The sequence below is a fragment of the Lysinibacillus sp. ZYM-1 genome (genome assembly GCF_001308875.1).
Classification (GTDB): Bacteria; Bacillota; Bacilli; order Bacillales_A; family Planococcaceae; genus Lysinibacillus.
Genome location: NZ_KQ465114.1, coordinates 112570 through 138643, shown reverse-complemented (window position 1 = coordinate 138643; position 26074 = coordinate 112570). Strand labels below are relative to the sequence as shown.

Genomic DNA, 26074 nt, shown 5'->3' with positions numbered 1-26074 from the left:
GATGCGTTTAGATAAATTACTAGCAAATATGGGGTATGGCTCACGCAAGGAAGTTAAGCAGCTATTAAAACAAAAAGCTGTCACAGTGGATGGCGCATATGTGAAGGATGCAGCATTACACGTAGACCCAGAACAGCAACATGTGTCCGTGTATGGTGAGCGTGTCGTTTATACAGAGTTTGTCTATTTTATGATGAATAAACCACCTGGTGTCATTTCTGCAACAGAAGATTTAAGAGATAAAACGGTTATTGACTTGCTGGAGCCATTAGACCAGCATTTTCAGCCTTTTCCAGTTGGCCGACTAGATAAAGATACAGAAGGCTTGCTGTTATTAACCAATGACGGCACTTTGGCACATAATTTATTGTCTCCAAAAAAACATGTGCCAAAGGTTTATTACGCACAGATTGAAGGCGTTGTAACTGAAGATGACGCTGAAAAATTTGCACATGGCGTAGAGCTAGATGATGGATATATGACAAAACCTGGAAAACTTGTGATTCTCAGATCTGCACCACAATCCGAGATAGAGCTAATGATTCAGGAAGGTAAGTTTCATCAGGTGAAGCGAATGTTCGAGTCTGTAGGTAAACGCGTAACCTATTTAAAGCGCATATCTATGGGTAATCTAAAATTAGATGATCGTCTAGCGTTAGGAGAATATCGTGAGCTAACTGTAGAAGAGCTAGACTGCTTACAAAACAATCTTTAACATGTTCCTCGATGCTAACTTAGCATCGGGGATTTTTATATACAGCCTTATGACAGGAACTGTATAATATGTAATGAGTTATCTTGATATAGTTAAGGTACTTATCAATCTCTAAGATGTTTCCAAAAAATGATGGTGAAAATAAGTAGAGGGTAAATAAATGAAGAACCTGCGAATTAAATTATTACTATCTTTAATAGCTTTTGCAGTCATACTTGTTGCTGTAATTTCATATGTGAATAGGCAAATATTAGTTGATGATATCGAAAAGCAAGTGGCTAGGAACAGAATATTAATAGAAAATCATATTCTTACAGATATGCGAGCTGTAGATAATGCCCATTTTTATTTTGATAAAAACATGTCAGACAAAATGGAGCAGGAACTCAGAACTTTAAAAAACTATTATCGTGAAAACACCAATGTTGCTTCATGGGATTTACAACAAATGAAAAATAAACATGATATGGATATATACATAGTAGATCAGACAAATACAGTGATATACACGACATTTGATAAAGATATTGGTTTAAACTTTTCTAATTGTTGTCAACGTTTTTCTGCATTATTGAATGAACGGCGTGCGAGTGGAGGGTTTTACACAGACGGGATCGATATTTCAACAACGACAGGAGAATATCGAAAATTTGGCTACCTAGCAACAGAGGATAAGAAATATCTTCTGGAACTAAGTATAGACTTATTGAAAGATCCAGTTTTCCAAACTTTTAATTTTGAAAAAACTTCAGAATATTTGGTAGCTAAATACGTTGATTTAGTAGAAGTGCAAACCATTAATGCCGGAGGGGTATTCTTTAATGATTCAAAGTCAAAGAGAATAACAGTTCAAGAACAATCCCAACAATTTCAGAAATACTTTGAGCTGGCAAAGAAAAAGATGAAGCCTATGGAGTATCAAAAAGAACTAGATCATGGTTATATCGAAACGCATCTTTTTTTACCTTATGAAGCGGAGACGGTCAGAGGAGAGTCTTCCAAAAGGATTGTTTATGTGAAATACGGCAATTTCACAAAAATAGAAGCGCTGCAAAAAAACTCAAAACAGTTTTGGATTTTACTAGCCATCGCTCTTGTAACTGCTTTTGTGATGCTGCTAGTCATTAATAAAATTCTCTCCAAAACGATACATCTCGCCACTTTTGACCCGTTAACAGGTGTCTATAACCGTGCGACATATATTCGCAAAGTAGACAGTTTAATAAAGAAACGAAAAGTAAATAGACCCGCATTACTGTTGATTGATTTAGACAACTTTAAACAAGTAAATGATCAATTTGGTCATGCGGAAGGGGATCATATCCTAATTGGGACAGCTAGGATCTTAAAGAAAGTAGTGAAAAAAGATGGTTTTGTCGTTAGATTTGGAGGAGATGAATTTGCCATTGTTCTGTACGACACAACAGAACATCATATGCAACAAATAGCAGAGGCCATCTTGACTCAAATAAGAACGCTTAAATTCGAAGGGCATGCCATTGAGAAATGGTCTGTATTATCCGTGAGTATGGGTGGGGCCATTTATCATCATACCGAAGACACGGAAATGAGCTTATTTGAGCGAGCCGATAAAGCATTATATCAATCAAAAAATGCTGGTAAAGACCAATACTCTAGTTATACAGAAGTAGCTGCTGACGAAGATACCAGAATCTAAAAAGCGCTCCATTCTATAGATAGCAGATTTAGCTATTTTTATAGAAATGGAGCACTTTTTAATGTGTTGGTGTTTTTGATTGATAAAAGATGCAACTACATAATACAAGGATGGCGATAACTGCAAACATGGCATTCATATAATGGGTTAATAGCCAACCTCCTATGATTGGTCCAATAAAGCCCCCTAAATTTTTAAATTGCGCAGCACCAAGGTAGGTTGCTTTTTGAGTGTCAGGCGCAATTTCATCAATCATGACATTCATTGTAGGGAAGGCAAAGATTTCGCCAATCGTAAAAATAATCATGGCGATTATATAGAGTGTATAGTTGTTGGAGAACCCGAACAAAAAAAGTCCCATAGCAAAAAACAGAATACCAACTAACAAGGTTGCGGATGATGAAAATCTTTCAGACACTATACTAATTGGCAATTGTAATAGTAAGACCACCGCTGCATTGAGAGATATTAATAGCGAATAAAGCTTTGTTCCATTCTCAACGGTTAATTCAATGATTTGTGGTAATGTTGAATCAAATTGAGAGTACCCGATATTGATAAGGATAGCTCCAAAAATAAAGCTAAGCAGCACACGATTTGTCAAAAGGATTGTAAAGGTGTGCAAAATTTTTGTTTGTGTGACAGCCTTTTGTTGCTGCATTTGATAACGTTTTAATATGAAAAATAAAAATACGGCGTAAATAATATACATAATACCTGTCAGCATAAAAGGTATACTCGGACTTGCTAGCTGTGAGATATACACGCCAATTATTGGACCTATGACTGCAGCAATATTAATGGCCGTGTAACGTAATGAAAATAGTCTTTTTCGTTTATCAGCAGGTGTAAAATCAATCATTAATGCCTGTGTGGAAGGTTCAAAAAATGAGCGACAAAGGCCATTTAAAGCGTTAAATAGAACAAATAACCAAACAGTATGGACAGTAGCAAAACCAAAGAATACGAGACTCCACACAATAATTGTTAAAAGAATAACACTTTTTCTCCCGAAACGATCAGTCAAATATCCACCAAAAAACCCTCCAACCGTGGAGATGAGCGGTGCAATACCTATCGTCAACCCAATTTGCAAAGGGGAGGCTTCAATTTCATTATGTAAATAAATCGCTAAAAATGGCATTGCCATAAAGCTTGCTATACGTGTGAAAACTGTTCCACCCAAAATAATCCAAACTAAAGGATGAAACAACTTTGACAGTTTCATATAAAATCCTCCTCTCAACAATTTAGAATGTTTCGAGTTTAACGGATTGTTAAGCAACTGTAAATAGTCAAAATAATTTTGAAGGATAAGAGTAGGTGATACTCGGAGTGGGGGAGCTTCAAATTTAGACTTTTTGGCAGGTAATAGTTCGGAACCAGACTGCACCAGATCAAGTCACAGAAGTGGGTTCTTCATCCTGTCTAGTGAACAGGTAAAAATCAATCGCCGCTTTATCCAACAAGATACAAAATATCTAATAATCTCCTAACAACAAAAAAAGAATGACCCCGACGAAAGGTCATTCTTTTCCATACACAATGCTTTACGTATTCTACGTAAAACTAAGACGTCAATTTTACTTTTTTCTTCGTCGTTGTCCATCTGCCTCGACTTGGACTCATCACCAAATCGTTAAAGGCTAACACGTTCAAATCTCTTTGAACGGTGCGAGGAGTGATACTAAACTCTTCGACTAAATCCTGTGTAGACACGGTTCCTTTGTCTAAAATAAACATGTACACGTCTTTAATACGATTAAGCATTCGATCAGTAGTTGGTTTCATTAAATGAACCACTCCTTCATCTTAATTCTCTTGGCAAAGACTAGCGGACGACAATATGTGCGGAGTGCACTTAGGCTATTAAGTAGCTGCCTTAGACATCCCCTTTTCTAATTTTTATAGTCAGAACAATTATTCTGATAACTTCATTATATAGAAAAACTACATGATTTTCTAGTGAATGCAAGAGAAATTTACAATAGAAACATAAAATTTTTACTGTATTTTGTGGAAATAAGTGAAATACATGCTATATGTGGTAGTGTCAGTAGAAATTGCCGAAAAAAGTTGTCAGAAAGAAGATTGTCATATATGTTGTAAGGTGTAGAATAATGTTAATACTTTGAAGGAGGTACATGGTATGAATTGGTTACAAGCTGCAAAAGAAAGGCAAGAAGAATTAGTACAAGAGTTACAGGAGCTTGTGCAAATTAATAGTATTCTTGATGAGGATACGATTACTACTGAAGTACCTTTCGGTGATGGTCCACTTCAAGCGCTTGAATGGTTACTAGCAAAGGGCCAAAAAGAAGGGCTACTAACGAAAAATGTAGATAACTATGCTGGACATATTGAAATGGGTGCAGGAGAAGAATTACTAGGTATTTTATGTCATGTTGATGTTGTTCCGATAGGGGATGAAGCGGATTGGACATACCCACCATTCAGCGGTACTGTAGCAGATGGGAAGCTATATGCACGTGGTGCGATTGATGATAAAGGCCCTACTATTGCGGCATGGATGGCCATGAAACTTGTCAAAGATGCAGGTATTCAATTAGATAAAAGAGTGCGAATGATTATTGGTACGGATGAAGAAACAGGATTCCGCTGTGTCGACCACTATTTCAAACAGGAGGAAATGCCGACAATCGGTTTTGCACCAGATGCAGATTTCCCGCTCATTAATGCTGAGAAAGGCATTGCAGAGCTTGTGTTCTCTCAAAATAAAGTTGGTGATGCAAAGAAAGAACAGCTACTACTATTTAATGCAGGAAAGCGTCCAAATATGGTACCTGATTTTGCTAAAGCAACAGTTCATCATGTTTCAGTGCAATTCGAACAGAATTTTCAAACATTTTTAAGCAAAAATCAGCTAGAAGGCTCTTTATTAATGGAGGACTCTCGCTATATAATAACTATCAAAGGTAAAGCAGCCCATGCAATGGAACCAGAAAAAGGTGTCAATGCAGCTGTTTATCTTGCTGCGTTTTTACAACAAGAGTTGACGACAGAGACAAGTAAACAATTTGTCGACTTTATCGCAGATGCTTTTTATCAGGATCATTATGGCCATCAGCTTGAATTACAATTTGAGGATGCGATGTCTGGTCATACAACATTAAATCCAGGCATCGTTAGCTTTGATGTCAATAATGGAGGCAGTTTAGTGATTAGTATGCGCTATTCTGTGTCCTATCCATTCGATGAAAAAATTACAGAGGCTCAACGCTTAGTTGTAAAAAAAGGATTTTCATTAGATATTCAAGACGACTCCAAGCCCCATTATGTTAGTGAAGATGATCCATTTATACAAACATTAGCAGCTATCTATAGACGTCAATCAGGTGATACAGAAACACCGTTATTATCTACAGGCGGTGGGACATATGCACGTGTGATGAAAAAGGGCGTGGCATTTGGCATGCTATTCCCAGGAGAGCCGGATGTGGCGCATCGTGCAGATGAGTTTGTCGTCGTTGAAAATCTTGTTAAAGCAGCGGCTATTTATGCTGAAGCAATTGTTGAGCTTGCAGGAAAAAAATAACTTAAAGACGAAAAGGATGAACGAAAAATGGCATATTCATTATGGAATGATCAAATTGTTGAAGAAGGATCTATTGCAGTTTCACCTGAAGATAGAGGCTATCAGTTTGGTGATGGCATTTATGAAGTAATCAAAGTTTATAATGGAAATATGTTTACAGCACAAGAGCACATTGATCGTTTCTATGCGAGTGCCGAAAAAATTCGTCTTGTTATTCCTTATACAAAAGACGTTTTACACAAATTATTACATGAACTAATTGAAAAAAATAATTTGGATACAGGACATGTTTATTTCCAAATCACTCGTGGGGCTAATTCGCGAAATCACGTTTTCCCAGATGCAAGTGTTGCAGCTGTATTAACTGGCAATGTAAAAGCGGGTGAACGTGCATATGAAAACTTTGAAAAAGGTGTAAAAGCCACTTTTGTGGAGGATATTCGTTGGTTACGTTGTGATATCAAATCATTAAACTTACTAGGAGCAGTTTTAGCAAAACAAGAGGCTGCTGAAAAAGGCTGCTATGAAGCCATTTTACATCGTGGAGATACCGTGACAGAATGCTCTTCAGCAAATGTTTATGGAATTAAAGACGGGAAACTTTATACACATCCAGCTAATAATTTCATCTTAAATGGTATTACACGTCAGGTGATTTTAAAATGTGCGGAGGAAATTAATTTACCAGTGATCGAAGAGCCGATGACGAAGGCAGATCTACTAACAATGGATGAAATCATTGTATCATCTGTATCTTCTGAAGTTACGCCAGTAATTGATGTTGACGGCAACCAAATTGGTGCTGGGGTTCCTGGTGAATGGACTCGTCAATTACAGCAAGCATTTGAGGCAAAATTACCGATTTCTGTAGATGCCTAACAAATGAATGAATAGACTACCTGGGACTTGCTTTCCATACAAGTTCTAAGGTAGTTTTTTTATGAGAATATTTTTTAACGATGACTCATTGAAAAGGACGTCATCCATTCATTTGTTGTAATGAAATATGGATCGAAAGAGGTTATGTACATCATGAAACAAGGAGTTACTGCCAAGGATGTAGCAAAATTGGCTGGTGTTTCACAATCTTCAGTATCAAGAGTTTATTTTGAAGGTGCGTCTGTATCGGCAAAAACAAGAGAAAAGGTTTTAGCAGCAGCACATGAGCTTGGCTATAGACCAAATGAATTTGCACGAAGTTTGATTACAAACCAAACAAAAATAATTGGCTTAGTAATGAAGGGCGTTCAAAATCCATTTTACCCTCAAGTGTTAAAGCTATTTACGACCTCCTTTAAAAAACATGGCTACAGTGTTTTATTTGTTTATACCAATAATGATGAAATCCAAAAAGAAGATATCGAAATATTATTGAATTATAATGTGGCTGGAGTTGTTATTACCGATGCATCGCTTTCTTTGTCGGTAACAGAAGATTTCATAAATTATCGAATACCGTTAGTATTGTTTAATCGAAAACTAGAGAATAACAAATTTTATTCAGTATGTTGTAACAACCTTGAGGCAAGTAAAAAGATTGCAGAATATCTTTTAAGTTTGGGTTGCACAAAGATGGTCTATATTTCAGGGAATGAAAATACATCTACAAGTAGAGAACGAGAAAAGGGATTTAGTGCTATTTTGCAGGGAAATAAAGTGCTTTATCAGAAATATAGTTCTGATTACACATATGAAGGCGGATATAATATCACTCGGCAAATTATAGCAGAAAAGCAATTACCAGATGCGTTTTTTGTGGCAAATGATATCATGGCGCTAGGGGTAGTAGATGCATTAAAGGAGTACGAAATTGCTATTCCAAATGAGACGAAAGTGATCGGCTTTGATAATATTGAGATGGCAGCTTGGCCAACATACAATTTGACAACATGGGAACAACCGATTACAGAAATGGTTGAAGAGACCGTCAAATATTTGCTAAATGAAATAGAGGAATATTCAGGTGAAGCTAGAAATCTTGAAATTGACGGAGCCCTTATTTTGCGAAGAACAACCTAATGTAGTAGGTAATAAAGATAGAAGGAAGAGCTTTTCAAGCCAACAATATAAGCATCATGCTATATCAAAATAAGATGTATACAGAATTTGTATGTGCATCTTATAAGAAATGGCGTGGTGCTTTAATTATTTTCTAATGAGTTACGGTGAAAAAAATTCTAAATAAATTTATGTTGACAACTTTTTATATTTCGAATAATCTTACTTATATATTTTTTGCATACGTATGCAAAAATAAAAATCTAAACAAAAAGGGGAAATAACAATGGTTAAAGTATTAAAAACTGGAAAATCAAAAGAAGAAGTAAGTGCAAATGATTCCAAGGTTTCTCAAATTGTGTCAGAAGCCATTAAGGATATAGAAACTAGAGGAGATCAAGCAGTTCTGGAACTGTCAGAAAAATTCGATAAGTGGTCTCCAGAATCGTTTCGCTTAACTGAAGAACAAATAAATGAAATCGTATCCAAAGTTCCAAGTGACGTCATTGAGGATATTAAATTCGCACAAAAGAACATTCGTGAATTTGCAGAGGCACAACTAGCTTCGTTACATGATGTGGAAGTAGAAAATATTCCAGGTGTGATTTTGGGTCATAAGAATATTCCTGTGAACAGTGTTGGTTGCTACATACCTGGTGGTCGTTATCCAATGGTGGCATCGGCACATATGAGCGTATTAACAGCTAAAGTGGCGGGTGTAAAACGAGTAATTGCCTGTACACCTCCTATTAACGGAGAGATTCCACATGCCACAATTGCAGCAATGTCATTAGCAGGTGCAGATGAGATTTACCTTCTAGGCGGAATTCAAGCAATGGGAGCAATGGCCATTGGTACAGAAACGATCGAATCTGTAGACATGATTGTGGGACCTGGGAATGCTTTCGTTGCCGAAGCAAAAAGACAATTGTATGGTCGTGTAGGAATTGATTTGTTTGCTGGTCCAACAGAGACTTTAGTAGTTGCAGACCATACGGCAGATGCTGAAATAATCGCTACGGACCTTCTTGGTCAAGGGGAGCACGGACCAACTTCACCTGGAGCGCTTATTACAACATCTGAAAAACTAGCAGAAGAAACAGTCAAAGAAATTGAACGTCAATTGCAAACGTTACCAACGGCTGATGTTGCACGTGTTTCTTGGGAAGAGTATGGTCAGGTTCTTCTAGTAGATTCAATTGAGGAAGCTAGAATCGAAGCAGATCGTCTTGCTTTTGAACATGTAGAGATATTAACGGAAGACCCAAATTATTTCCTTAAGCATATGACGAATTATGGTTGTTTATTTTTAGGGCCTGAGACGAATGTTGCTTATGGTGTCAAAGTAATTGGCACAAATCATACGTTACCAACTAAGGGCGCTGCTCGTTATACAGGTGGATTATGGGTAGGGAAATTCATTAAGACTGTAACTTATCAAAAAGTAACACCAGAGGCAAGTGCTTACATTGGGGAATATGCTGCACGTCTATGTCAGTTAGAAAACTTTGCAGGACATGCAGAGCAAGCCCTTCTACGTGTGAGAAGATACGGAAAAAAGAATGATTAATTCTAAATCTGACTACGGCGAATAAGTGAGAATCATAATTGCACAAAAAGGGGAATTGGGGGGAACAATGTTAGGAATGATTGGGTTATTCGGCGGATTGGCACTATTAATATATTTAACAATGAGAGGTATGAACCTCCTCATTGCTGCACCTATAACAGCATTGCTTGTAGGGCTATTAAATGGGCTTCCGCTTTTCCCGCAGCTTGCAGAAAAGGATGCTGCAAACTTTTTAACAAATTACATGTCAGGTTTCACAGGCTTTATTGCATCCTGGTATTTAATGTTCTTAACAGGGGCTATATTTGGTAAGGTAATGGAAGATAGTGGTGCAGCAGACAGTGTTTCGCAATGGATTGTCAATAAAATTGGGATGAAACAAGCTGCATTAGCGATTGTGGTTGCCTGTGCCGTTTTAACTTATGGCGGCGTGAGCTTGTTTGTTGTAGCATTCTCTGTTTATCCAATGGCACTTAGCCTATTTAAACAGGCAAATTTACCAAGACGTTTTATTCCAGCAGCGCTTGGTTTTGGTTCAACAACCTTTACGATGACTTCTGCAGGTTCTCCTGAAATTCAAAACTGGATTCCAATTGAATTTTTAGGCACATCACCATATGCCGGAGGGGAAGTTAGTTTAATCGTGGCTATATTTATGATTATTTTTGGTTACTGGTGGCTGAAAAAGATGATCAACAAAGCTTTGGCAAATGGAGAACGATTTGTCAGTAGAGAGACAGATGTATTTACATCATCGCGAACAGATTTACCAAACCCAATTTTAAGTATTGTTCCGTTGCTGGTTGTTTTGATTATTTCATTTGTTTTTCATAATTCATTAGGGACCTCAGCATTGATTATTGCGTTAACGGGAGGTATATTAGCAAGTTACCTCATCAACAGAAAGTTCTTCCAAAACTTTGGTGGAGCAGTAGGAGAAGGGGCAATGGGAGCGATTATTGCTATTGCTAATACAGCTGCGGTTGTTGGTTTTGGTGGAGTCGTAAAAGCAACACCTGCATTTGAATCTGCTGTGAAGTTTATGACAGATATTCCAGGAAGTCCATTAGTAGGTGGCGCACTTGCAGTAGCCGTAATTGCTGGATTAACAGGCTCTTCCTCTGGAGGACAAGCTATTGCATTACCACTATTAGCACCGCATTATTTAGATTTAGGTGTCAATCCAGAAGCATTGCATCGAACAGTTGCAATTTCCTCTGGGTCACTGGACTCGCTTCCACAAGGTGGATATGTGGTAACAACCATTCGATCCATCTGTGGAGAAACACATAAAGATGCATACCCTGCATTTGGAGCCTTAACAGTTATAGTACCGGCACTTGGGGTAATATTAGCCGTTATTTTATTCTCGTTTGGTTTAGGCATTTAAAAAATATGAAAAAAGAAACCCAACAAATGATTGAAAAAATTGTTTGTTGGGTTTTTTTGATGACAAAATAAGTAGGAAGCTTATTTGATTGTAGTCCTGCTTTGATATTGATTGGTCATAGTTATTCATCATTGTGCAGTTGATCCGTGGAGAGGATTCTACGACTATTCTCATAAATTCTTATCGAACAGAGGCATATTGACTACATTTATAGGGATAAAAATGGATGTTTTCTTATGATACGTCATGTAAAATAGAAAAGATGACAAGTTTTACATATATGAAAATAGCATGCTCGTAAGATAGGAGTGATAACATTGGCACAATTAGTGAAAATACAAGATTATATTTCACGTTATCAAATTGATTTAGCTAGATATCCTACACAATTTGTGCGCTTGAAGAAAGGCCAATGGGAACGCATTAAGCGTCAATGGGAATTGGGAGAAGATATAAGCGAGTGGCAACATATTCACAATGAGACAGAAGTGGATACTTTAGAGGAAAAAGAACGATTTTCCTTCATTAAAAAAATATTTGCTGGACGACAAAAAGAAACAGTAGAAAATGTTGAAGACATCGAAATATCAAACGAGCTTATAAGTGATGAGGATAGCATCCCAGAAGAAGAAACAACATTAACATTTGAACCTAAGATTGTGTATGCACCTCAATCTATCCATGAGCTGAAACGAATGTTTATTGATCAATTCTTCCACTTTCAAATGAAATGGGCAAGTTCAACATTACGTGAAAAATCATATGTAGATCCTCGCTTCATGCGTGACTCTTTACTACGTACGTTATTACAAACGTTACCAGATAATTACTTATTATTTTATTATCCTATTCTACAAATAAGAAAAGCACCTATTGAGCTTGATGTAGTGTTGATGTCACCAACGGAGTGTATTTGTATTACGGTTTTGGAGGCTGATAATCAAGCTGTATATGTTGGTGGCAGTGATCGCTTTTGGATAAAAAAAGTGGGAACAAAGGACTCTAAAGTTCTGAATCCAACAATAAACTTAGGCCGTATGGAGTCAGTACTGTCACAATTATTTAAACAAGAAAATATAGATATGCCTATTAGCAAGGTTGTATTAACTCGTAATGGTTATTTTGATTATCCTGGTTCACCATATGGAGTTCGTTTTGTTGATCGCCGAAATTACGGAGAATGGATGGAGCATTTGCGAAAGGTTTCCTCTCCAATGAAGCATATGCAAATACGTGCGGCTCAGACGATTTTAAATACTGTGCAAACAACCTCCTTTAATCGAGATATTTGGCAGCCGACTTCACAATCAACAGAGGACTAAGCATGCAGATTCTATTTATTGTCAATGAAGCTGCAGGAAATGGTAAAGGTAAGAAGGTTTGGCGTCAGCTTCAAAAGCAACTAACCATAGACTATCAAGTAGCTTTTACGGAATATGAAGAACATGGACAGGAAATCGCCAAACAATGGGCACAGCAACAGCAGGATAAAAACTTACTTATAGTTGTTGGAGGGGATGGCACCATCCATGAGGTGTTTAGTGGTGTTGTACATAATGAACTCATAATAGTTGGGGTTGTTCGTGCTGGCTCTGGAAACGATTTTGCACGCTATTTTCCCACATTTCATAATGCTCAGCAAATCGAGGACTATGTAATGACTGCTGCAATGGCAAATGCAAAGATAGATGCAGGGAAAGTTCAGCTCGGCAATAGGCGGGATGAAATCTTTGTCAATAATGCGGGCATAGGCTTTGATGCTTATGTAACAAAATCAATTAATACATCTCGCCTTAAATTTTACCTCAATAAAATAGGTCTGGGTAAACTATCATATGCCATTGCTGTCATTAGAGGCTTATTTAGCTTTGATTGTTTTAACGTAACGATACGTTCCGATGAAGAAGAATGGCAATTTCAACGGGCATGGTTTGTAGCGATGTGCAATCAGCCTTATTTTGGCGGAGGCATGAAAATATCACCTGCTGCAAAAGCAGATGATGGCCGAGTAGATATTACGATTGTGCATGATATTTCACGTATAAAATTATTACTTGTTTTTGTTACTGTTTTTTTCGAAAAGCATACGAAATTTAAGGAGATTACTTTTTTACAAGGACAACACTTCGATATTATTGTGAATGATGATAAGATTGATTGTCATATGGATGGAAATTATAGTGGAAGTGTCCAGCAGGGGTCTACTATTCACTGTACAGTGCAACAGAATGCATGGAACATTATGACAAAGAGTTCTAAATAATATCATTGCGCAATAATTTTAAGCGAATTAAAGTGGAATACGATATACTATAAAAAAATCAATAATTTTATAAGAAAGAAATGAGGAACAACAGTGAGATTAAGAAATAAGCCTTGGGCGGAGGAAATGATTACAAATCATCCAGAGATAATCGTTTCCAATCCTGAAGACTTTAAAGGAAATTGGCAAGCTGTATTCGGAAATGACAACCCAGTCCACATTGAGGTAGGAACAGGAAAGGGACAATTTGTAACAGGAATGGCTTTGCAAAATCCAGATATCAATTATATTGGCATTGAGCTTTATGATAGTGTAATTGTTTGTGCATTAGAGAAAGTGCTAGAAGCAAAATCTCCAGCGAATTTACGCTTACTTAAAGTAAATGGCGCAGATTTAAATAAATTTTTTATCAAAAATGATGTAGCACGTGTATACCTGAATTTCTCAGATCCTTGGCCAAAAACACGTCATGCAAAAAGACGTTTGACGCATGGGGATTTTTTGAAATTATATGAGTCGATTTTGGTGGATAATGGGGAAGTCCATTTTAAAACGGATAACCGTGGTTTGTTCGAGTTTTCATTAATCAGTATATCTGAATATGGTATGTTACTAAAGTATGTATCACTCGACCTACATGCAAACATGCCAGAGGATAATGTGATGACTGAATATGAGCAGAAATTTTCTGCGAAAGGGCAGCCGATTTATCGATTAGAGTCGCAATTTATCACTAAATTGTAGGGGGAATATGGATGGATCAGTTACAGTTTCACAATATGTCATTATCATGGCTAAACGGGGGTGTTACGTGCCTAGATGGTGGTGCGATGTTTGGTGTTGTACCGAAACCACTTTGGTCTCGTAAATATCCGGTCAACGAAAAAAATCAAATTGAATTGCCAACAGAACCAACTCTTATTCAATATGAGGGCAAAAATTATCTTATCGATACGGGTGTTGGATTTAACAAACTAAATGAAAAACAGCTACGAAACTTTGGTGTAACAGAGGAATCTTCGTTAGCGGATAGCTTACAAGAGCTAGGGTTAACGACAGCGGATATTGATGCGGTGTTAATGACGCATTTACATTTTGATCATGCTGGTGGTTTAACACAGTGGGAAGATGAAGTGCTTGTGCCTACTTTCCCAAATGCTAAAATTTTCGTCACAAAAATCGAATGGGATGAAATGCGTAACCCGAATATTCGCTCGAAAAATACGTACTGGAAAGAGAATTGGGAGCCTGTACAGCACTTAGTTGAAACTTATGAAGGTACGTTGGAAGTAGCACCAGGAATTGAAATGATTCATACTGGTGGTCATAGTGAGGGACATGCCGTAATCAAACTCACTCAAAATGGTGAAGTATTATTGCATATGGCAGACATAATGCCTACCCATGCCCATCAAAATCCATTATGGGTTTTAGCATATGATGATTATCCAATGACAAGTGTATTTGCCAAAGAGGGTCTTATGAAAGAAGCTCTTACCAACAACTATGGCTTTATTTTCTACCATGATGCTTATTATCGAATGATTAAATGGGATGAAACAGGGAAAGAAATTATTGCTAAGCTTGAACGTAGTAGACAAGCTGTTATTACATTCTAACAATGACGAGGTAATTGACATGTAAAATGTCATTACCTCGCTTTTTTGTTCGTGAAGATGAAGGAAAATATGATACACTAAACACGATACTAAAATATAAAAGAGAGTTGAAATAAACATGGCGACTGAACAACCATTTTTACCAGTTTTACTAGGATCAGATATGAATGCATATGGTATGGCCCGTGCATTTTATGAAGCATATGGTATTAAACCACTTGTCTTAGGACGTTCTCATTTAACAGCAACACAGGATAGTCATATCTTGCATTTTCAAGAAATCGATCGTCTAAATGAACAGGATGTTTTTGCCCCTGCTCTTGCACAGGTTGCAAAAAAGTATGGAGATAAAAAACTATTACTTTTAGCGTGTGGAGACGATTATGCAAAGCTTATAATAAAAAATAAGCCAGCGCTACAAGAGCATTTTACTGTGCCTTACATTGATGAATCATTAATGGATGAGATCTTACTTAAAGAGAATTTCTACAAGATGTGCGATAAATACAATTTTAAATATCCAGGGACAACGACTGTAACAGCAGACAACTATGAAAATTTCACACCCCCATTCGAGTACCCAATTATTTTAAAGGCTTCAAACTCAGTTGAATATTGGGCATGTAAATTCCCGGGGAAGAAAAAAGTTTTTGTTGCTTATGATGATGCAGAAAAAACAGCTATATTAAAAGCAATTTATAGCTCAAGCTATCAGGACACAATGATTATTCAAGAATTTATTCCTGGTGACGATTCTTACATGCGTGTGCTCAATGCTTATGTGGGCAAAGACGGAAAAGTGAAGCTGATGTGTCTAGGGAATCCTATTCTAGAAGAACATTCTCCGGAAGGGATCGGTAGTTATGCAGCAATCGTAACAACCTATGATAAAGAGTTAATGGATCAAGTACGTAACTTTTTAGAGAACATCGGTTATACAGGCTTTGCGAATTTCGATATGAAATACGATATTCGTGATAAGCAGTACAAGCTGTTTGAAATTAATTTACGTAATGGACGATCTAGTTATTATGTAACGGCAAGTGGCCATAATTTAATGAAGTACGTTGCTGATGATCATATGTTAAACATCGAACAAGATGTCACATACGTGGAAGATAAACATTTATGGATGATTATTCCAAAAGGTGTATTGTTCAAATATGCATCTAACGAGAAGCTTAAGTTAGAGGCGAAAAAATTAATTAGTGAGGGCAAATACACAAACTCCCTTTACTTCAATGAAGATATGAATACGAAGCGTTGGGTGAAGCTAACACTTAATAACTTAAATTATTATCGTAAATATAAAAAATACTTTAATAATAAAGGTTTATCAGAATAATAATGAAAAGCCATCTCAATTAAAAATGAGATGGCTTCTTTTGCATTTTTTTAGGGTTAAACCTCTGTTAATTCTACTACAACGCCAGAGCGTGCATCAGCAGCAAATTCAAATGTTTGCATGTCACCCTCATGCATGCGCGAGATTCCTCCACGATAAACAGGAATAGTAATGATACCATTTGTATAATCTTCTGTTTTCATAAAAATCCAGGAACCGTCAATCGGAGCATCCTTTTTAAATTCTTTTTTTATGTTTTCAAGTACTTGTCCTGCAGGTACGAACGGAGAAACTTTTTCACTAGCTTCTTTAATAATGACTGCGGCAGCTAAGCCAGTTGCAACACCAATTAAAAAATCACGTAATTTCATACATCTTCCTCCTTTTTCTGTACCTATATTTTAGCATAGCCTATAGAGTGAATGCACGTTCACACGATAACAGTTTTAGGAAATGTATCAATATTTCGAATTCGGAAATAAATATGTTACAATAGGCGAGGAAGAATATTCTACTTCGTGGGGAGAGAGTCAACATGAATGAGGAAACATTGCAATTATTTAAAACATTAACAGAGTTACCAGGCGCTCCTGGTAATGAGCACGCTGTTCGCGCGTTCATGCGATCTGAGTTGGAAAAGTATTCAGATGAAATCGTTCAAGACAATTTGGGGGGGATTTTTGGTGTAAAGCATAGTGATGTTGCGGATGCTCCAAAAATTTTAGTTGCAGGTCATATGGACGAAGTAGCGTTTATGGTTACTTCTATTACTGATAATGGCATGATCCGTTTTCAGACGTTAGGTGGCTGGTGGAACCAGGTTATGCTTGCACAACGTGTAGAAGTCTATACGAAAAATGGGGCTATCCCTGGTGTTATCGCATCTATCCCACCGCATTTATTAACGGATGCAGAACGCTCTAAGCCTATGGATATAAAAAATATGTTAATCGATATTGGTGCTGACAGCAAGGAAGATGCGGTAGCATTAGGGGTTCGTCCAGGACAATCCATCATTCCTGTTTGTCCATTTACACCAATGGCCAATCCGAAAAAAATTATGGCCAAGGCTTGGGATAACCGCTACGGCTGTGGTTTAGCAATTGAATTAATGAAAGAAGTCAAAAATGATAAGCTTGGATCTCATTTATATTCAGGGGCAAATGTAATGGAAGAGGTTGGTTTACGTGGTGCTCAAGTGTCAGCAAACATGATTAAACCAGATTTATTCTTTGCATTAGATGCATCACCTGCAAATGATACATCAGGTAAAAAAGATCAATTTGGACAGCTTGGTAAAGGAACATTACTTCGTATTCTAGACCCTACAATGGTGACACATCGTGGTATGCGAGAATTCATTTTAGATACAGCTGAATCTAACCATATTCCTTACCAATACTTTGTATCACAGGGTGGAACTGACGCTGGTAGAGTACATACAGCTAACGACGGTGTACCAAGTGCAGTAATTGGTGTTTGCTCACGTTATACTCACACATCTGCGTCTATCATTCACATTGATGATTATGCTGCTGCTAAAGCATTAATTGTTGAATTAGTGAAAAAAGCAGATCGTTCGACTTTAGAGTCTATTCGCGCTAATGTATAAGAAGTTGGAAAGATGCCTGTAAAAAGGCATCTTTTTCTATGGAAAGAAAGTAGGGGTTTGATGAAAATAGCAATTGGAACAACTAATAAAGCGAAAACTGAAGCAGTTGAAGCTGTAGCTCAAAAATATTTTGAGGATACAACCTTTACCTATGTGAAAGCTGCTTCTGAAGTATCAGATCAACCTATGTCGAATGAGGAAACGAGATTAGGTGCCATTAACCGTGCCAAAAATGCCATGATAAAAACGGGTGCATCTTTATCTTTTGGCTTAGAAGGTGGCGTAACTGAAATAGAAGGTGAAATGTATGTGTGTAATTGGGGTGCATTAACAGTATCCGATGGGACAACGTTTGCAGCTGCAGGCGCGCAAATTATTCTACCAAAAGAAATTGCCCAGGAAATTAGATCTGGTGGAGAGCTTGGCCCGCTCATGGAGCAATATACACAGCGTAGAGATATTCGTCAGGGGGCTGGAGCAGTAGGGATTTTTACACAAGGTTTAGTAAGCAGACAGATGATGTTTGAGCATATTGTATCACTCTTGGTTGGTCAATATTTGTTCACATTTTCAGAAAAATAGTTAAATTGAATTAGTGATACGCATGCGGAGAGGTTGCATCTTCCTAATAATTTTTTTAAAATAGAAAAAAGTTAGTAATGAAAGAGAAAGGAAGAGAGACATGTCATATAAATGGCTAAAAGCTATTGGCCTGACGCTGTTACTTCTGATGCTTTCTGGCTGCAATCAATCGATCGATGAGCAAATTGCCAACGGGCTTCAATTCACAGAAACGGTTTTTGCAGAAGAGCCTGAAGAACATACCGAGGAAATTGGAGATATCAATTTATACTTACCTTCAAATTTTAAAATTGAAGATAGTTCAGATGCTTACAATATTGTTATTTCAAAAGGAAAAGAAAGCTTTATCCTTTTCATTAACGATAGAGAAGCGCGAGATAGTAAACTTTATTATAATCTTTTAAAAGAAAATGAAGCTGACAAAATCCTTGAGGAAACAACTTATGATAAGGATGGCCGTTTTGGCTTTACAGCGGTATTAAAGACAGATGAAGAGAATGAAATGGAACTCATTGTGAGTAGTGGTGGTGTGAAAATGACCACAATTTCTCAGGCAAAACATATAGAAGGTAATTTGCATGAGATGACGAAAATTGTTCATTCGGTTAAGATGAAGTAAATAGGTAGGCTTGAACAGAACGGTTCACAAACATGTGAGCCGTTTCATTTTGAAGGCAGGATGTGAGAAAAATGAAGCAATTGAAGTCAGAGCAACTTGTAGAGCTATTAAGAAAGCAATTAAACGAGGAGAAATACGAATTTCATTTCGATAAAAAGCACGATAAATTAAGATTGAATCATAAGACGATTGGAAAAGGAATGGAACTCTCGTTACCAGGGATTTTAGCAAAATACAATGATAAGCAAGAAGCAGCAATTGATGAGGTTGTGTATACCATTTCGCAAACTTTTAATGCAATGGAACAAGAAAAAGAACAGGGTTTCCAGACAACTACACAAATTTATCCTGTTATTCGTGCAACATCATATCCTCAAGCATCGAAAGAAGGACATGCGTTTATTACAACAGACCATACTGCCGAAACACGTATTTTTTATGCGCTTGATTTAGGCAAAACCTATCGTTTTATCGATGAATCTATGCTAGATGCTTTACAATTAAGTGTCGAGCAAATTCGTGAAATGGCACGCTTTTCGGTAAAACAATTACCAACTTCTTATAAAAAAGATGAGGTAGCCGAAAATATCTTTTATTTTGTCAATATGAATGATGGTTATGATGCAAGCCGTATTTTAAATGAGAACTTTTTAAAAGAAATGCGTGCTCAAGTGGAGGGGGATATGACATTGTCTGTGCCCCATCAAGATGTGCTAATTATAGGTGATATTCGGAATGAAACAGGGTATGATGTATTAGCACAGATGACTATGCATTTCTTTGCTGTCGGTACTGTACCGATCACATCGTTATCTTTTATTTATGAAGATGGGGAATTAGAACCGATCTTTATCTTAGCAAAAAACAGAGTGAAAAAGGAGCAAGAAAAACAATGAACGTATTTTACAACAAAGAGCATGTAGGAGATGTATTACTAGTTCAACTAGCAACGGAGTCTATTGTGAAAACCGAAGTAGAACGTGCTGGGGATATTGCTATTTTAAAAGAAGCTCAAACTGGGGAAATTAAAGCCTTTAACTTATTTAACGCAAGCAGTTATGTACAAACAGATGCAAAAGGATTAGTTGAAGTAACACCAGAACTAGTAGCGCAGCTAACAACAGCAATCGAAAAAAATGGTGCTAATATTCGCCTGGATGTTGATTTTTCTCCAAAATTTGTCGTAGGTTATGTAGAAACGAAAGAAAAACATCCTAATGCTGATAAATTAAGTATCTGTTCTGTGAACGTTGGAGATGAAACATTACAAATTGTTTGCGGTGCTCCAAATGTTGAAGCAGGTCAAAAGGTGGTTGTTGCAAAAATTGGCGCAGTTATGCCTTCAGGAATGCTCATAAAAGAAGGAAATTTAAGAGGTGTGGAATCATATGGCATGCTTTGTTCTGCGCGTGAGTTAGCTATTCCGAATGCGCCTTCTGAAAAAGGAATTTTAATTTTACCGGAAGATGCTATTATCGGTAGTGCATTTGAATCATCAAACAAATAAAAACTCTTTTATTTGATAAAAAAATTATTAAAATTCTAAGGTTTTATCACGATATTATCTATTGTATCAAGGTGAAATTCCCTAAATCGTTATGTTACTAATATGCTAGTAACATAACGATTTTTTTGTGTAGAATGAGCCTCTAAATGCAAGTTTCAAGATGGTTTTTATGGTATGCTTTTCGATATAGACATTGAGCTATGGATTTGAAGAAGGCTAGACAATGCTATAAATGAAGTGTAAGAGAAATGAGTGAAACGAAGTGAACTGGTTTAAAAAACAAATTAATAAAATTATAAATAAAGATGAGTATGAGTACGAATATGAAGAGTTTTATGAGGACTATGGAGAGGAACATGCAGAACAACTACATATCCAACAAGAATCTCCGAAGACTAAGCAAAAAACTTTCCGTTTCCCATTGATTGATGATGAGGAAGGTGTGATGTCACATGCGCCCCAAAAAGAAATGTTTGATCAGACCGAAGAGGATGATTATTATGGACAAATTGAGGATTTATCTTTACCCAAACATTTAAACCATCATATTGTTGATTCAAGGGTTTATGATGTCGATATCTCAGGGATACGAGATTTGTTAGCGAATCGTTCAAAACGCACAGGTAGAAAAACAACTATGAAAAGTCAACCTGTTGAACAGGAATATCGTTCGAGAGCAAGTTTAGTTTTTCGCGATGCACAAGATCGAGAAGAGTCAACCATATCTAAGAATACATCTGCACCAAAAGATAAAATACAGGTGAAAGCTCAAAAAGTTCAAAAAGTTGAAAGCGATTTGCCTGAAAATCGTAAACGCTTTATACCAACAGACGTACCTTCACCAGTTTATGGATTTGCGAAACCAAGTCCAATAAATGAGTTATTAGATAAAAGAAAGGAAGAACACGAGAAACAAGAAACAACTAGAATGGCCTCTGAAATGTTGACAATTCATCAACCATTAAAAGAAGCGACAACAAATGAGCCTAATGAAAATATACTAGAAGAAAAAGAACTGACTAACACAAATCAACATGTTGAAGTCGAACGTGAATTCGGTGAACCAACAATCGAGCCTATTACATTTGTTGATGATGTGTTGGATGAAGAAAAAGATTTTCAGGACAGTACGCCAACGGATATAGTGGTACCGCAAACAACACCTTTTGCAATGACATTTGAGGATCAAGTGAAGGAAGCTGCTATGCAAGATAAAGCGGTACAACAGCTTTCAGCAGATCAGTCTGAAATTCATGTAAAAGAATTGATTGTTGAACAAGTCCAAATTGAAAATTCTACCATTCATATCGGAGAGGTAACAGTCGTTCAGCCATCAGCTAATGAAGGGGACAATCAAATACTTGTTGATGATCAATCATCTGATGCGATGCCAAAGGAAGAAAAAAGTCGCATTCCTTTTAATGTTTTAATGTTAAAAACAGATAAAGAAAAATGGCGAATTCAACAGCAATTGAAAATGTCACAACCCATTCGTGTAGAAAGCAATCCAGAAGCAATAGAAAACGCGCTGATGGATGTGATGGAAGCAGAAGAAGAGGAACAATCCTTGACTTCGGAATGCGTTGATTCAGATGCTATACAGTTAGTTGAACCACAGCTTGAGGGAGAGAACGATTCACAATCTACTTTGTTCAGTCAAGTACAAGAAGATATGGAATTACCTCAACAGGAAGAAGACATACAAGATTTCATTACAGAACACAAATCAGAGGATCCTGTAGCTGTTATTACAATGGCTCCTGTAACAACTATGACGAGTGTATCCACGAAAGAAAGAGCAGAAACCGAAAGAATTAGTGCTGATGAAATATCTGCAACAACTGAGCTAGCGTCAGAGATAGTCTCAGCAACTGAAGTTACTTCAGGAATTGTAGAGTCCACGCCAGTAGAAACTGTCGATAATCAACAACAAGTATTGGAATTGGAACCACAAGAGGCAGATAAAGAAATAAAACCTGTTCATGTTTATCAAAAGCCTTCTGACGGATATTTAGAGCCACCAGAGGAAAAAACACAGGATACCGATTGGATGGAACAACAGGGCGATACATTGGTGGAAGCACTTTCTTATTTCCAGGTTTCCGCACAAATTGAATCTATTATGCAGGGACCTGCTGTTACTCAATTTGAAATTACTGTGAGTCACGGTACGAAAGTTAGCAAAATCAGAAATTTAGCAGATGATTTAAAACTTGCCTTAGCAGCAAAGGATATTCGTATTCAAGCACCGATCCCTGGAAAAAGTTCGATAGGTATAGAGATTCCAAACCGAGTATCAAGAGCTGTACGATTGTCAGAAGTGACGAATAGTGCATCCTTCCTTGAATCAGATTCGCCGTTAGAGGCAGCTCTAGGTCTTGATCTAACAGGTAAGCCTGTTACACTAGATTTACGAAAAATGCCTCATGGTTTAATTGCTGGTGCGACAGGGTCAGGTAAATCTGTTTGTATCAATTCCATTTTGGTTAGTTTATTATATAAAGCTGCACCACATGAACTAAAGCTAATGTTGATTGACCCTAAAATGGTAGAGCTGGCACCGTTTAATCATATCCCACACTTAGTGAGCCCTGTGATCACAGATGTGAAGGCTGCAACGGCAGCACTTAAGTGGGCAGTGGAGGAGATGGAGCGTCGTTATCAACTGTTTGCGCATGCAGGTGCACGGGACATTACGCGTTATAATGCAATTGCAGATAAAAATAATGAACATAGTTTGAAATTACCTTATATTTTAATTGTTATTGATGAGTTAGCCGATTTAATGATGATGTCTCCAGCAGATGTAGAGGAGGCCATTTGCCGTATTGCTCAAAAGGCACGTGCGTGTGGAATTCATTTAATTGTAGCAACACAAAGACCATCTGTAGACGTTATTACAGGGTTAATTAAATCCAATATTCCTACACGTATTGCCTTTGCCGTATCTTCACAAATTGATTCTCGTACAATTTTGGATGGACAGGGAGCAGAAAGGTTACTTGGACGAGGCGATATGCTATATTTAGGTAACGGTATGTCTGCACCAGTCCGTCTCCAGGGAACGTTTGTCACGGATGATGAAATTGAAGCAATCATTGAGCATGTTCGTGAACAAGGAGAGCCAGATTATATTTTCGATCAAGAGGAGCTTTTGAAGAAAACAGAGGTATCCGCAGAACAGGATGATCTGTTTGAAGATGTTTGCCGTTTTGTTTATGAACAGGGTGGAGCTTCTACCTCATTGATTCAACGAAAATATCATATTGGCTATAATCGTGCTGCTCGTTTAATTGATATGTTGGAATCACATGGCTTTATTTCAGAGGCAAGAGGCAGTAAGCCGCGTGAAAGTTTTATTACTGAAGAAGATTTAATAACTATGTTTGAATAAGAATTGCATTGTTTTCGTCTAGATTATCTAATTTACGTCGAAATTAGTTTTTTTAGAAAAGTTACACATCTATCCTTATGCATAAAAAGTGCTATAATAGACAAGATGTGTTGAATAGTACGTATTTTTTAACACTTGTGAAGGTATTAATACCTAATCATTCGTGAAATAATACGATACACCTAATAGATGATAGATGGGATATTGAAATTCCCGGGGGGTTTAATTAATGACAGTTTTTCATTTCACAGGCATTAAAGGTTCTGGCATGAGTTCGCTTGCACAAATCTTATTTGATGCTGGTGAACAAGTACAGGGCTCAGATGTCGATAAATATTTCTTTACGGAGCAGCCGTTACGTGAACGCGATATTCCAATTTTTACATTTAATGCAAATAATATTAAAGAAGGCATGACTGTAATTGCAGGTAATGCTTTTCCTGATGATCATCCAGAATTAGTACGTGCTCGAGAAATCGGGGTAGAGATTATTCGTTACCATAAATTTTTAGGTGAATATATTGGTAACTATATATCAATTGCAATAACAGGTGCACACGGTAAAACTTCTACTACAGGGTTAATGTCACATGTGGTAGGTGGTTATAAACCAACATCTTATTTAATTGGGGATGGTACTGGTGCTGGTCATGAAAATGCTGACTTTTTTGTGATGGAAGCATGTGAATACCGTCGTCACTTCTTAGCGTATAATCCTGACTATGCTGTGATGACAAATATTGATTTTGATCATCCAGACTACTTTGCTAATATAGAGGATGTTTATTCTGCTTTTCAATCATTAGCTTTACAAGTAAAGAAAGCTATTATTGCATGTGGTGATGATGAACAACTCCAACGTATTCAAGCGAAAGTACCAGTTGTTTATTATGGATTTGGTGCTGAAAATGATTTCGAAGCTCGTAATGTTGAAAAAACAACAGAAGGTACAAAATTCGATGTCTTTGTTCGTAATGAATTTTACAGTACTTTCTTTATCCCATTATTTGGGGACCATGCAGTTTTAAATACATTAGCGGTTATCACCCTATGTGAATATGAAGGGATTTCACCTGATATAATTCAGGAGCGTCTATACACTTATAAAGGTGTAAAAAGACGTTTTACTGAAACAGATATAGGGGATAATGTTTTAATAGACGACTATGCTCATCATCCAACGGAAATTCGTGCTACAATTCAATCAGCACGACAAAAATTCCCAGATCATGAGCTAGTAGCTATTTTCCAACCACATACATTTACACGTACACAAGCTTTTTTACAAGATTTCGCAGATAGTCTAAGCCTTGCAGATACAGCCTATTTATGTGACATTTTTGGCTCTGCAAGAGAAACGCAAGGCGCACTTTCTATTCAGGATTTAGCGTCACTTATCGAAGGCAGTGCAGTGATTACCACTGAAGGAATTGATATACTAACAAAACATCAAGGCGCAGTATTTTTATTTATGGGTGCTGGAGATGTTCATAAATTCCAAGATGCTTTTGAAGCCGTGCTTAAAAACAATGAAACAGCTTAGTCCGTAGGGGTTAAGCTGTTTTTCTCAAATTTGAGCAGGAATTCCGTTTTTTTTGTCGAAGATAGGGAAAGTAATAGTAAAGAGAATTTACTAGCAGGAGGTCAACTTATGGAAGTGATTTTGTATATTGCAGCCATTATCGCTGCAATCGGTATTTTAATTTTATGTGTGAGCGTAGGTATGACATTATTTTCGCTCAAGTCCATCTTAAACAGCTTAGCTGGGACATTATCAGGTATTGAAGGACAAATGGAAGGGATTACACGAGAAACAACGTCCTTATTAACCAAAACAAATAGCTTAGCAGAAGATATTCAACATAAATCTGAACAATTAAACTCAGTTGTTCAAGCTGTCAAAGGTATTGGTGATTCTGTCAATGGTTTAAATAATTCTGTGCAGCAAATTACTTCTTCTGTTTCTAAAAGTGTAGAACAAAATGAAGAAAAAATTGCACAAGTAGTACAATGGAGTAATGTGGCAATGGGTATTGCTGATAAATGGAAGAAGCGCAAAATTATTGAGCAAGAAACTGTATCTGAAGATATGTATGGCTTTGAAACGGTTCAAGTAGAAAAGCCAAAAAGAAAATGGGGTCGTAAAAAGTGATAATTATTCAGATGAGTACACGATACTGACTGAATAAAAATAAAGTCTTAGACATAAGTTGAACATGCATCTGT

At 37.0% G+C, this 26074-nt stretch carries 23 protein-coding genes; 20 read left to right on the top strand and 3 right to left on the bottom strand.

The genetic code is table 11. The features are described from left to right. The first annotated feature begins 1 nt into the window (after position 1). Positions 2 to 715 (top strand): pseudouridine synthase, encoded by a 714-nt coding sequence (locus AO843_RS09585; RefSeq protein WP_054610896.1) that lies wholly within the window; start codon positions 2 to 4, stop codon positions 713 to 715. A gap of 160 nt (positions 716 to 875) precedes the next feature. Further along, positions 876 to 2393 carry a GGDEF domain-containing protein gene (locus AO843_RS09580; protein ID WP_054610895.1) on the top strand — a complete coding sequence of 506 codons (1518 nt, stop codon included), beginning with the start codon at positions 876 to 878 and terminating at the stop codon, positions 2391 to 2393. A 58-nt stretch (positions 2394 to 2451) separates the two neighbouring features. On the opposite strand, the gene AO843_RS09575 is transcribed toward AO843_RS09580, so the two are convergent. Then, positions 2452 to 3621, bottom strand: coding sequence for an MDR family MFS transporter (locus AO843_RS09575; protein WP_054610894.1), 1170 nt, complete (start codon positions 3619 to 3621; stop codon positions 2452 to 2454). A gap of 341 nt (positions 3622 to 3962) precedes the next feature. Then, positions 3963 to 4184 (bottom strand): DeoR family transcriptional regulator, encoded by a 222-nt coding sequence (locus tag AO843_RS09570; RefSeq protein ID WP_053996610.1) that lies wholly within the window; start codon positions 4182 to 4184, stop codon positions 3963 to 3965. 358 nt (positions 4185 to 4542) lie between these two features. Here AO843_RS09570 and pepV point away from each other — a divergent pair, with 358 nt between their 5' ends. The 10 genes from pepV (at position 4543) to AO843_RS09520 (ending at position 16134) form a co-directional block, all read left to right on the top strand. After that, positions 4543 to 5949, top strand: a complete 1407-nt coding sequence (pepV, locus tag AO843_RS09565; protein ID WP_054610893.1) for a dipeptidase PepV — start codon at positions 4543 to 4545, stop codon at positions 5947 to 5949. A 27-nt stretch (positions 5950 to 5976) separates the two neighbouring features. After that, positions 5977 to 6828: a D-amino-acid transaminase gene (gene dat / locus AO843_RS09560; protein ID WP_054610892.1), complete on the top strand. Its 852-nt coding sequence runs from the start codon at positions 5977 to 5979 to the stop codon at positions 6826 to 6828. A gap of 153 nt (positions 6829 to 6981) precedes the next feature. Then, on the top strand, positions 6982 to 7968 hold the full coding sequence (locus AO843_RS09555) for a LacI family DNA-binding transcriptional regulator (RefSeq protein WP_231630110.1): 987 nt from the start codon (positions 6982 to 6984) through the stop codon (positions 7966 to 7968). A gap of 265 nt (positions 7969 to 8233) precedes the next feature. Further along, on the top strand, positions 8234 to 9517 hold the full coding sequence (gene hisD / locus AO843_RS09550) for a histidinol dehydrogenase (protein WP_054610891.1): 1284 nt from the start codon (positions 8234 to 8236) through the stop codon (positions 9515 to 9517). 67 nt (positions 9518 to 9584) lie between these two features. Further along, complete coding sequence (locus tag AO843_RS09545; RefSeq protein ID WP_054610890.1) at positions 9585 to 10907, top strand: GntP family permease; 1323 nt, start codon at positions 9585 to 9587, stop codon at positions 10905 to 10907. A 317-nt stretch (positions 10908 to 11224) separates the two neighbouring features. After that, the gene (locus AO843_RS09540; protein ID WP_054610889.1) at positions 11225 to 12229 is read left to right on the top strand and encodes an NERD domain-containing protein; all 1005 of its coding nucleotides are present in this window, start codon (positions 11225 to 11227) and stop codon (positions 12227 to 12229) included. 2 nt (positions 12230 to 12231) lie between these two features. Further along, on the top strand, positions 12232 to 13170 hold the full coding sequence (locus tag AO843_RS09535) for a diacylglycerol/lipid kinase family protein (RefSeq protein ID WP_054610888.1): 939 nt from the start codon (positions 12232 to 12234) through the stop codon (positions 13168 to 13170). 93 nt (positions 13171 to 13263) lie between these two features. Continuing rightward, positions 13264 to 13914, top strand: coding sequence for a tRNA (guanosine(46)-N7)-methyltransferase TrmB (gene trmB, locus AO843_RS09530; RefSeq protein WP_054610887.1), 651 nt, complete (start codon positions 13264 to 13266; stop codon positions 13912 to 13914). A gap of 11 nt (positions 13915 to 13925) precedes the next feature. Further along, the gene (locus AO843_RS09525) at positions 13926 to 14789 is read left to right on the top strand and encodes a YtnP family quorum-quenching lactonase (protein ID WP_054610886.1); all 864 of its coding nucleotides are present in this window, start codon (positions 13926 to 13928) and stop codon (positions 14787 to 14789) included. A gap of 118 nt (positions 14790 to 14907) precedes the next feature. Further along, entirely contained in the window at positions 14908 to 16134 is a 1227-nt protein-coding gene (locus AO843_RS09520; protein WP_054610885.1) for a carboxylate--amine ligase, read from the top strand. A 56-nt stretch (positions 16135 to 16190) separates the two neighbouring features. Here the strand turns inward: AO843_RS09520 and AO843_RS09515 are convergent, their stop codons facing one another. Beyond that, positions 16191 to 16505, bottom strand: coding sequence for a hypothetical protein (locus AO843_RS09515; protein WP_008176726.1), 315 nt, complete (start codon positions 16503 to 16505; stop codon positions 16191 to 16193). A gap of 164 nt (positions 16506 to 16669) precedes the next feature. Between AO843_RS09515 and AO843_RS09510 the strand changes: the two genes are divergently transcribed. The 8 genes from AO843_RS09510 to AO843_RS09475 all read left to right on the top strand — a co-directional run bounded on the left by AO843_RS09510 (position 16670) and on the right by AO843_RS09475 (position 26000). After that, positions 16670 to 17746, top strand: a complete 1077-nt coding sequence (locus tag AO843_RS09510; protein ID WP_054610884.1) for a M42 family metallopeptidase — start codon at positions 16670 to 16672, stop codon at positions 17744 to 17746. 60 nt (positions 17747 to 17806) lie between these two features. Further along, on the top strand, positions 17807 to 18328 hold the full coding sequence (locus AO843_RS09505; protein ID WP_054610883.1) for a DUF84 family protein: 522 nt from the start codon (positions 17807 to 17809) through the stop codon (positions 18326 to 18328). Between the two features lie 100 nt (positions 18329 to 18428). Then, on the top strand, positions 18429 to 18947 hold the full coding sequence (locus AO843_RS09500; RefSeq protein WP_054610882.1) for a hypothetical protein: 519 nt from the start codon (positions 18429 to 18431) through the stop codon (positions 18945 to 18947). 71 nt (positions 18948 to 19018) lie between these two features. Continuing rightward, positions 19019 to 19843: a DUF1444 domain-containing protein gene (locus AO843_RS09495; protein WP_054610881.1), complete on the top strand. Its 825-nt coding sequence runs from the start codon at positions 19019 to 19021 to the stop codon at positions 19841 to 19843. After that, on the top strand, positions 19840 to 20454 hold the full coding sequence (gene ytpR, locus AO843_RS09490) for a YtpR family tRNA-binding protein (RefSeq protein WP_054610880.1): 615 nt from the start codon (positions 19840 to 19842) through the stop codon (positions 20452 to 20454). Before AO843_RS09495 ends, ytpR begins: the two co-directional genes overlap by 4 nt. 262 nt (positions 20455 to 20716) lie before the next feature. After that, positions 20717 to 23848 (top strand): DNA translocase FtsK, encoded by a 3132-nt coding sequence (locus AO843_RS09485; RefSeq protein WP_054610879.1) that lies wholly within the window; start codon positions 20717 to 20719, stop codon positions 23846 to 23848. Positions 23849 to 24077: 229 nt separating this feature from the next. After that, on the top strand, positions 24078 to 25391 hold the full coding sequence (murC, locus tag AO843_RS09480) for a UDP-N-acetylmuramate--L-alanine ligase (protein WP_054610878.1): 1314 nt from the start codon (positions 24078 to 24080) through the stop codon (positions 25389 to 25391). Positions 25392 to 25499: 108 nt separating this feature from the next. Then, complete coding sequence (locus AO843_RS09475) at positions 25500 to 26000, top strand: DUF948 domain-containing protein (protein ID WP_054610877.1); 501 nt, start codon at positions 25500 to 25502, stop codon at positions 25998 to 26000. The last annotated feature ends 74 nt before the right edge of the window (positions 26001 to 26074 follow it).

Coding starts and splice junctions, on each gene's coding strand:
- AO843_RS09585 (WP_054610896.1), top strand. CDS start 2: ATGCGTTTAGATAAATTACTAGCAAATATGGGGTATGGCTCACGCAAG.
- AO843_RS09580 (WP_054610895.1), top strand. CDS start 876: ATGAAGAACCTGCGAATTAAATTATTACTATCTTTAATAGCTTTTGCA.
- AO843_RS09575 (WP_054610894.1), bottom strand. CDS start 3,621: ATGAAACTGTCAAAGTTGTTTCATCCTTTAGTTTGGATTATTTTGGGT.
- AO843_RS09570 (WP_053996610.1), bottom strand. CDS start 4,184: ATGAAACCAACTACTGATCGAATGCTTAATCGTATTAAAGACGTGTAC.
- pepV (WP_054610893.1), top strand. CDS start 4,543: ATGAATTGGTTACAAGCTGCAAAAGAAAGGCAAGAAGAATTAGTACAA.
- dat (WP_054610892.1), top strand. CDS start 5,977: ATGGCATATTCATTATGGAATGATCAAATTGTTGAAGAAGGATCTATT.
- AO843_RS09555 (WP_231630110.1), top strand. CDS start 6,982: ATGAAACAAGGAGTTACTGCCAAGGATGTAGCAAAATTGGCTGGTGTT.
- hisD (WP_054610891.1), top strand. CDS start 8,234: ATGGTTAAAGTATTAAAAACTGGAAAATCAAAAGAAGAAGTAAGTGCA.
- AO843_RS09545 (WP_054610890.1), top strand. CDS start 9,585: ATGTTAGGAATGATTGGGTTATTCGGCGGATTGGCACTATTAATATAT.
- AO843_RS09535 (WP_054610888.1), top strand. CDS start 12,232: ATGCAGATTCTATTTATTGTCAATGAAGCTGCAGGAAATGGTAAAGGT.
- AO843_RS09525 (WP_054610886.1), top strand. CDS start 13,926: ATGGATCAGTTACAGTTTCACAATATGTCATTATCATGGCTAAACGGG.
- AO843_RS09520 (WP_054610885.1), top strand. CDS start 14,908: ATGGCGACTGAACAACCATTTTTACCAGTTTTACTAGGATCAGATATG.
- AO843_RS09515 (WP_008176726.1), bottom strand. CDS start 16,505: ATGAAATTACGTGATTTTTTAATTGGTGTTGCAACTGGCTTAGCTGCC.
- AO843_RS09510 (WP_054610884.1), top strand. CDS start 16,670: ATGAATGAGGAAACATTGCAATTATTTAAAACATTAACAGAGTTACCA.
- AO843_RS09505 (WP_054610883.1), top strand. CDS start 17,807: ATGAAAATAGCAATTGGAACAACTAATAAAGCGAAAACTGAAGCAGTT.
- AO843_RS09500 (WP_054610882.1), top strand. CDS start 18,429: ATGTCATATAAATGGCTAAAAGCTATTGGCCTGACGCTGTTACTTCTG.
- AO843_RS09495 (WP_054610881.1), top strand. CDS start 19,019: ATGAAGCAATTGAAGTCAGAGCAACTTGTAGAGCTATTAAGAAAGCAA.
- ytpR (WP_054610880.1), top strand. CDS start 19,840: ATGAACGTATTTTACAACAAAGAGCATGTAGGAGATGTATTACTAGTT.
- murC (WP_054610878.1), top strand. CDS start 24,078: ATGACAGTTTTTCATTTCACAGGCATTAAAGGTTCTGGCATGAGTTCG.
- AO843_RS09475 (WP_054610877.1), top strand. CDS start 25,500: ATGGAAGTGATTTTGTATATTGCAGCCATTATCGCTGCAATCGGTATT.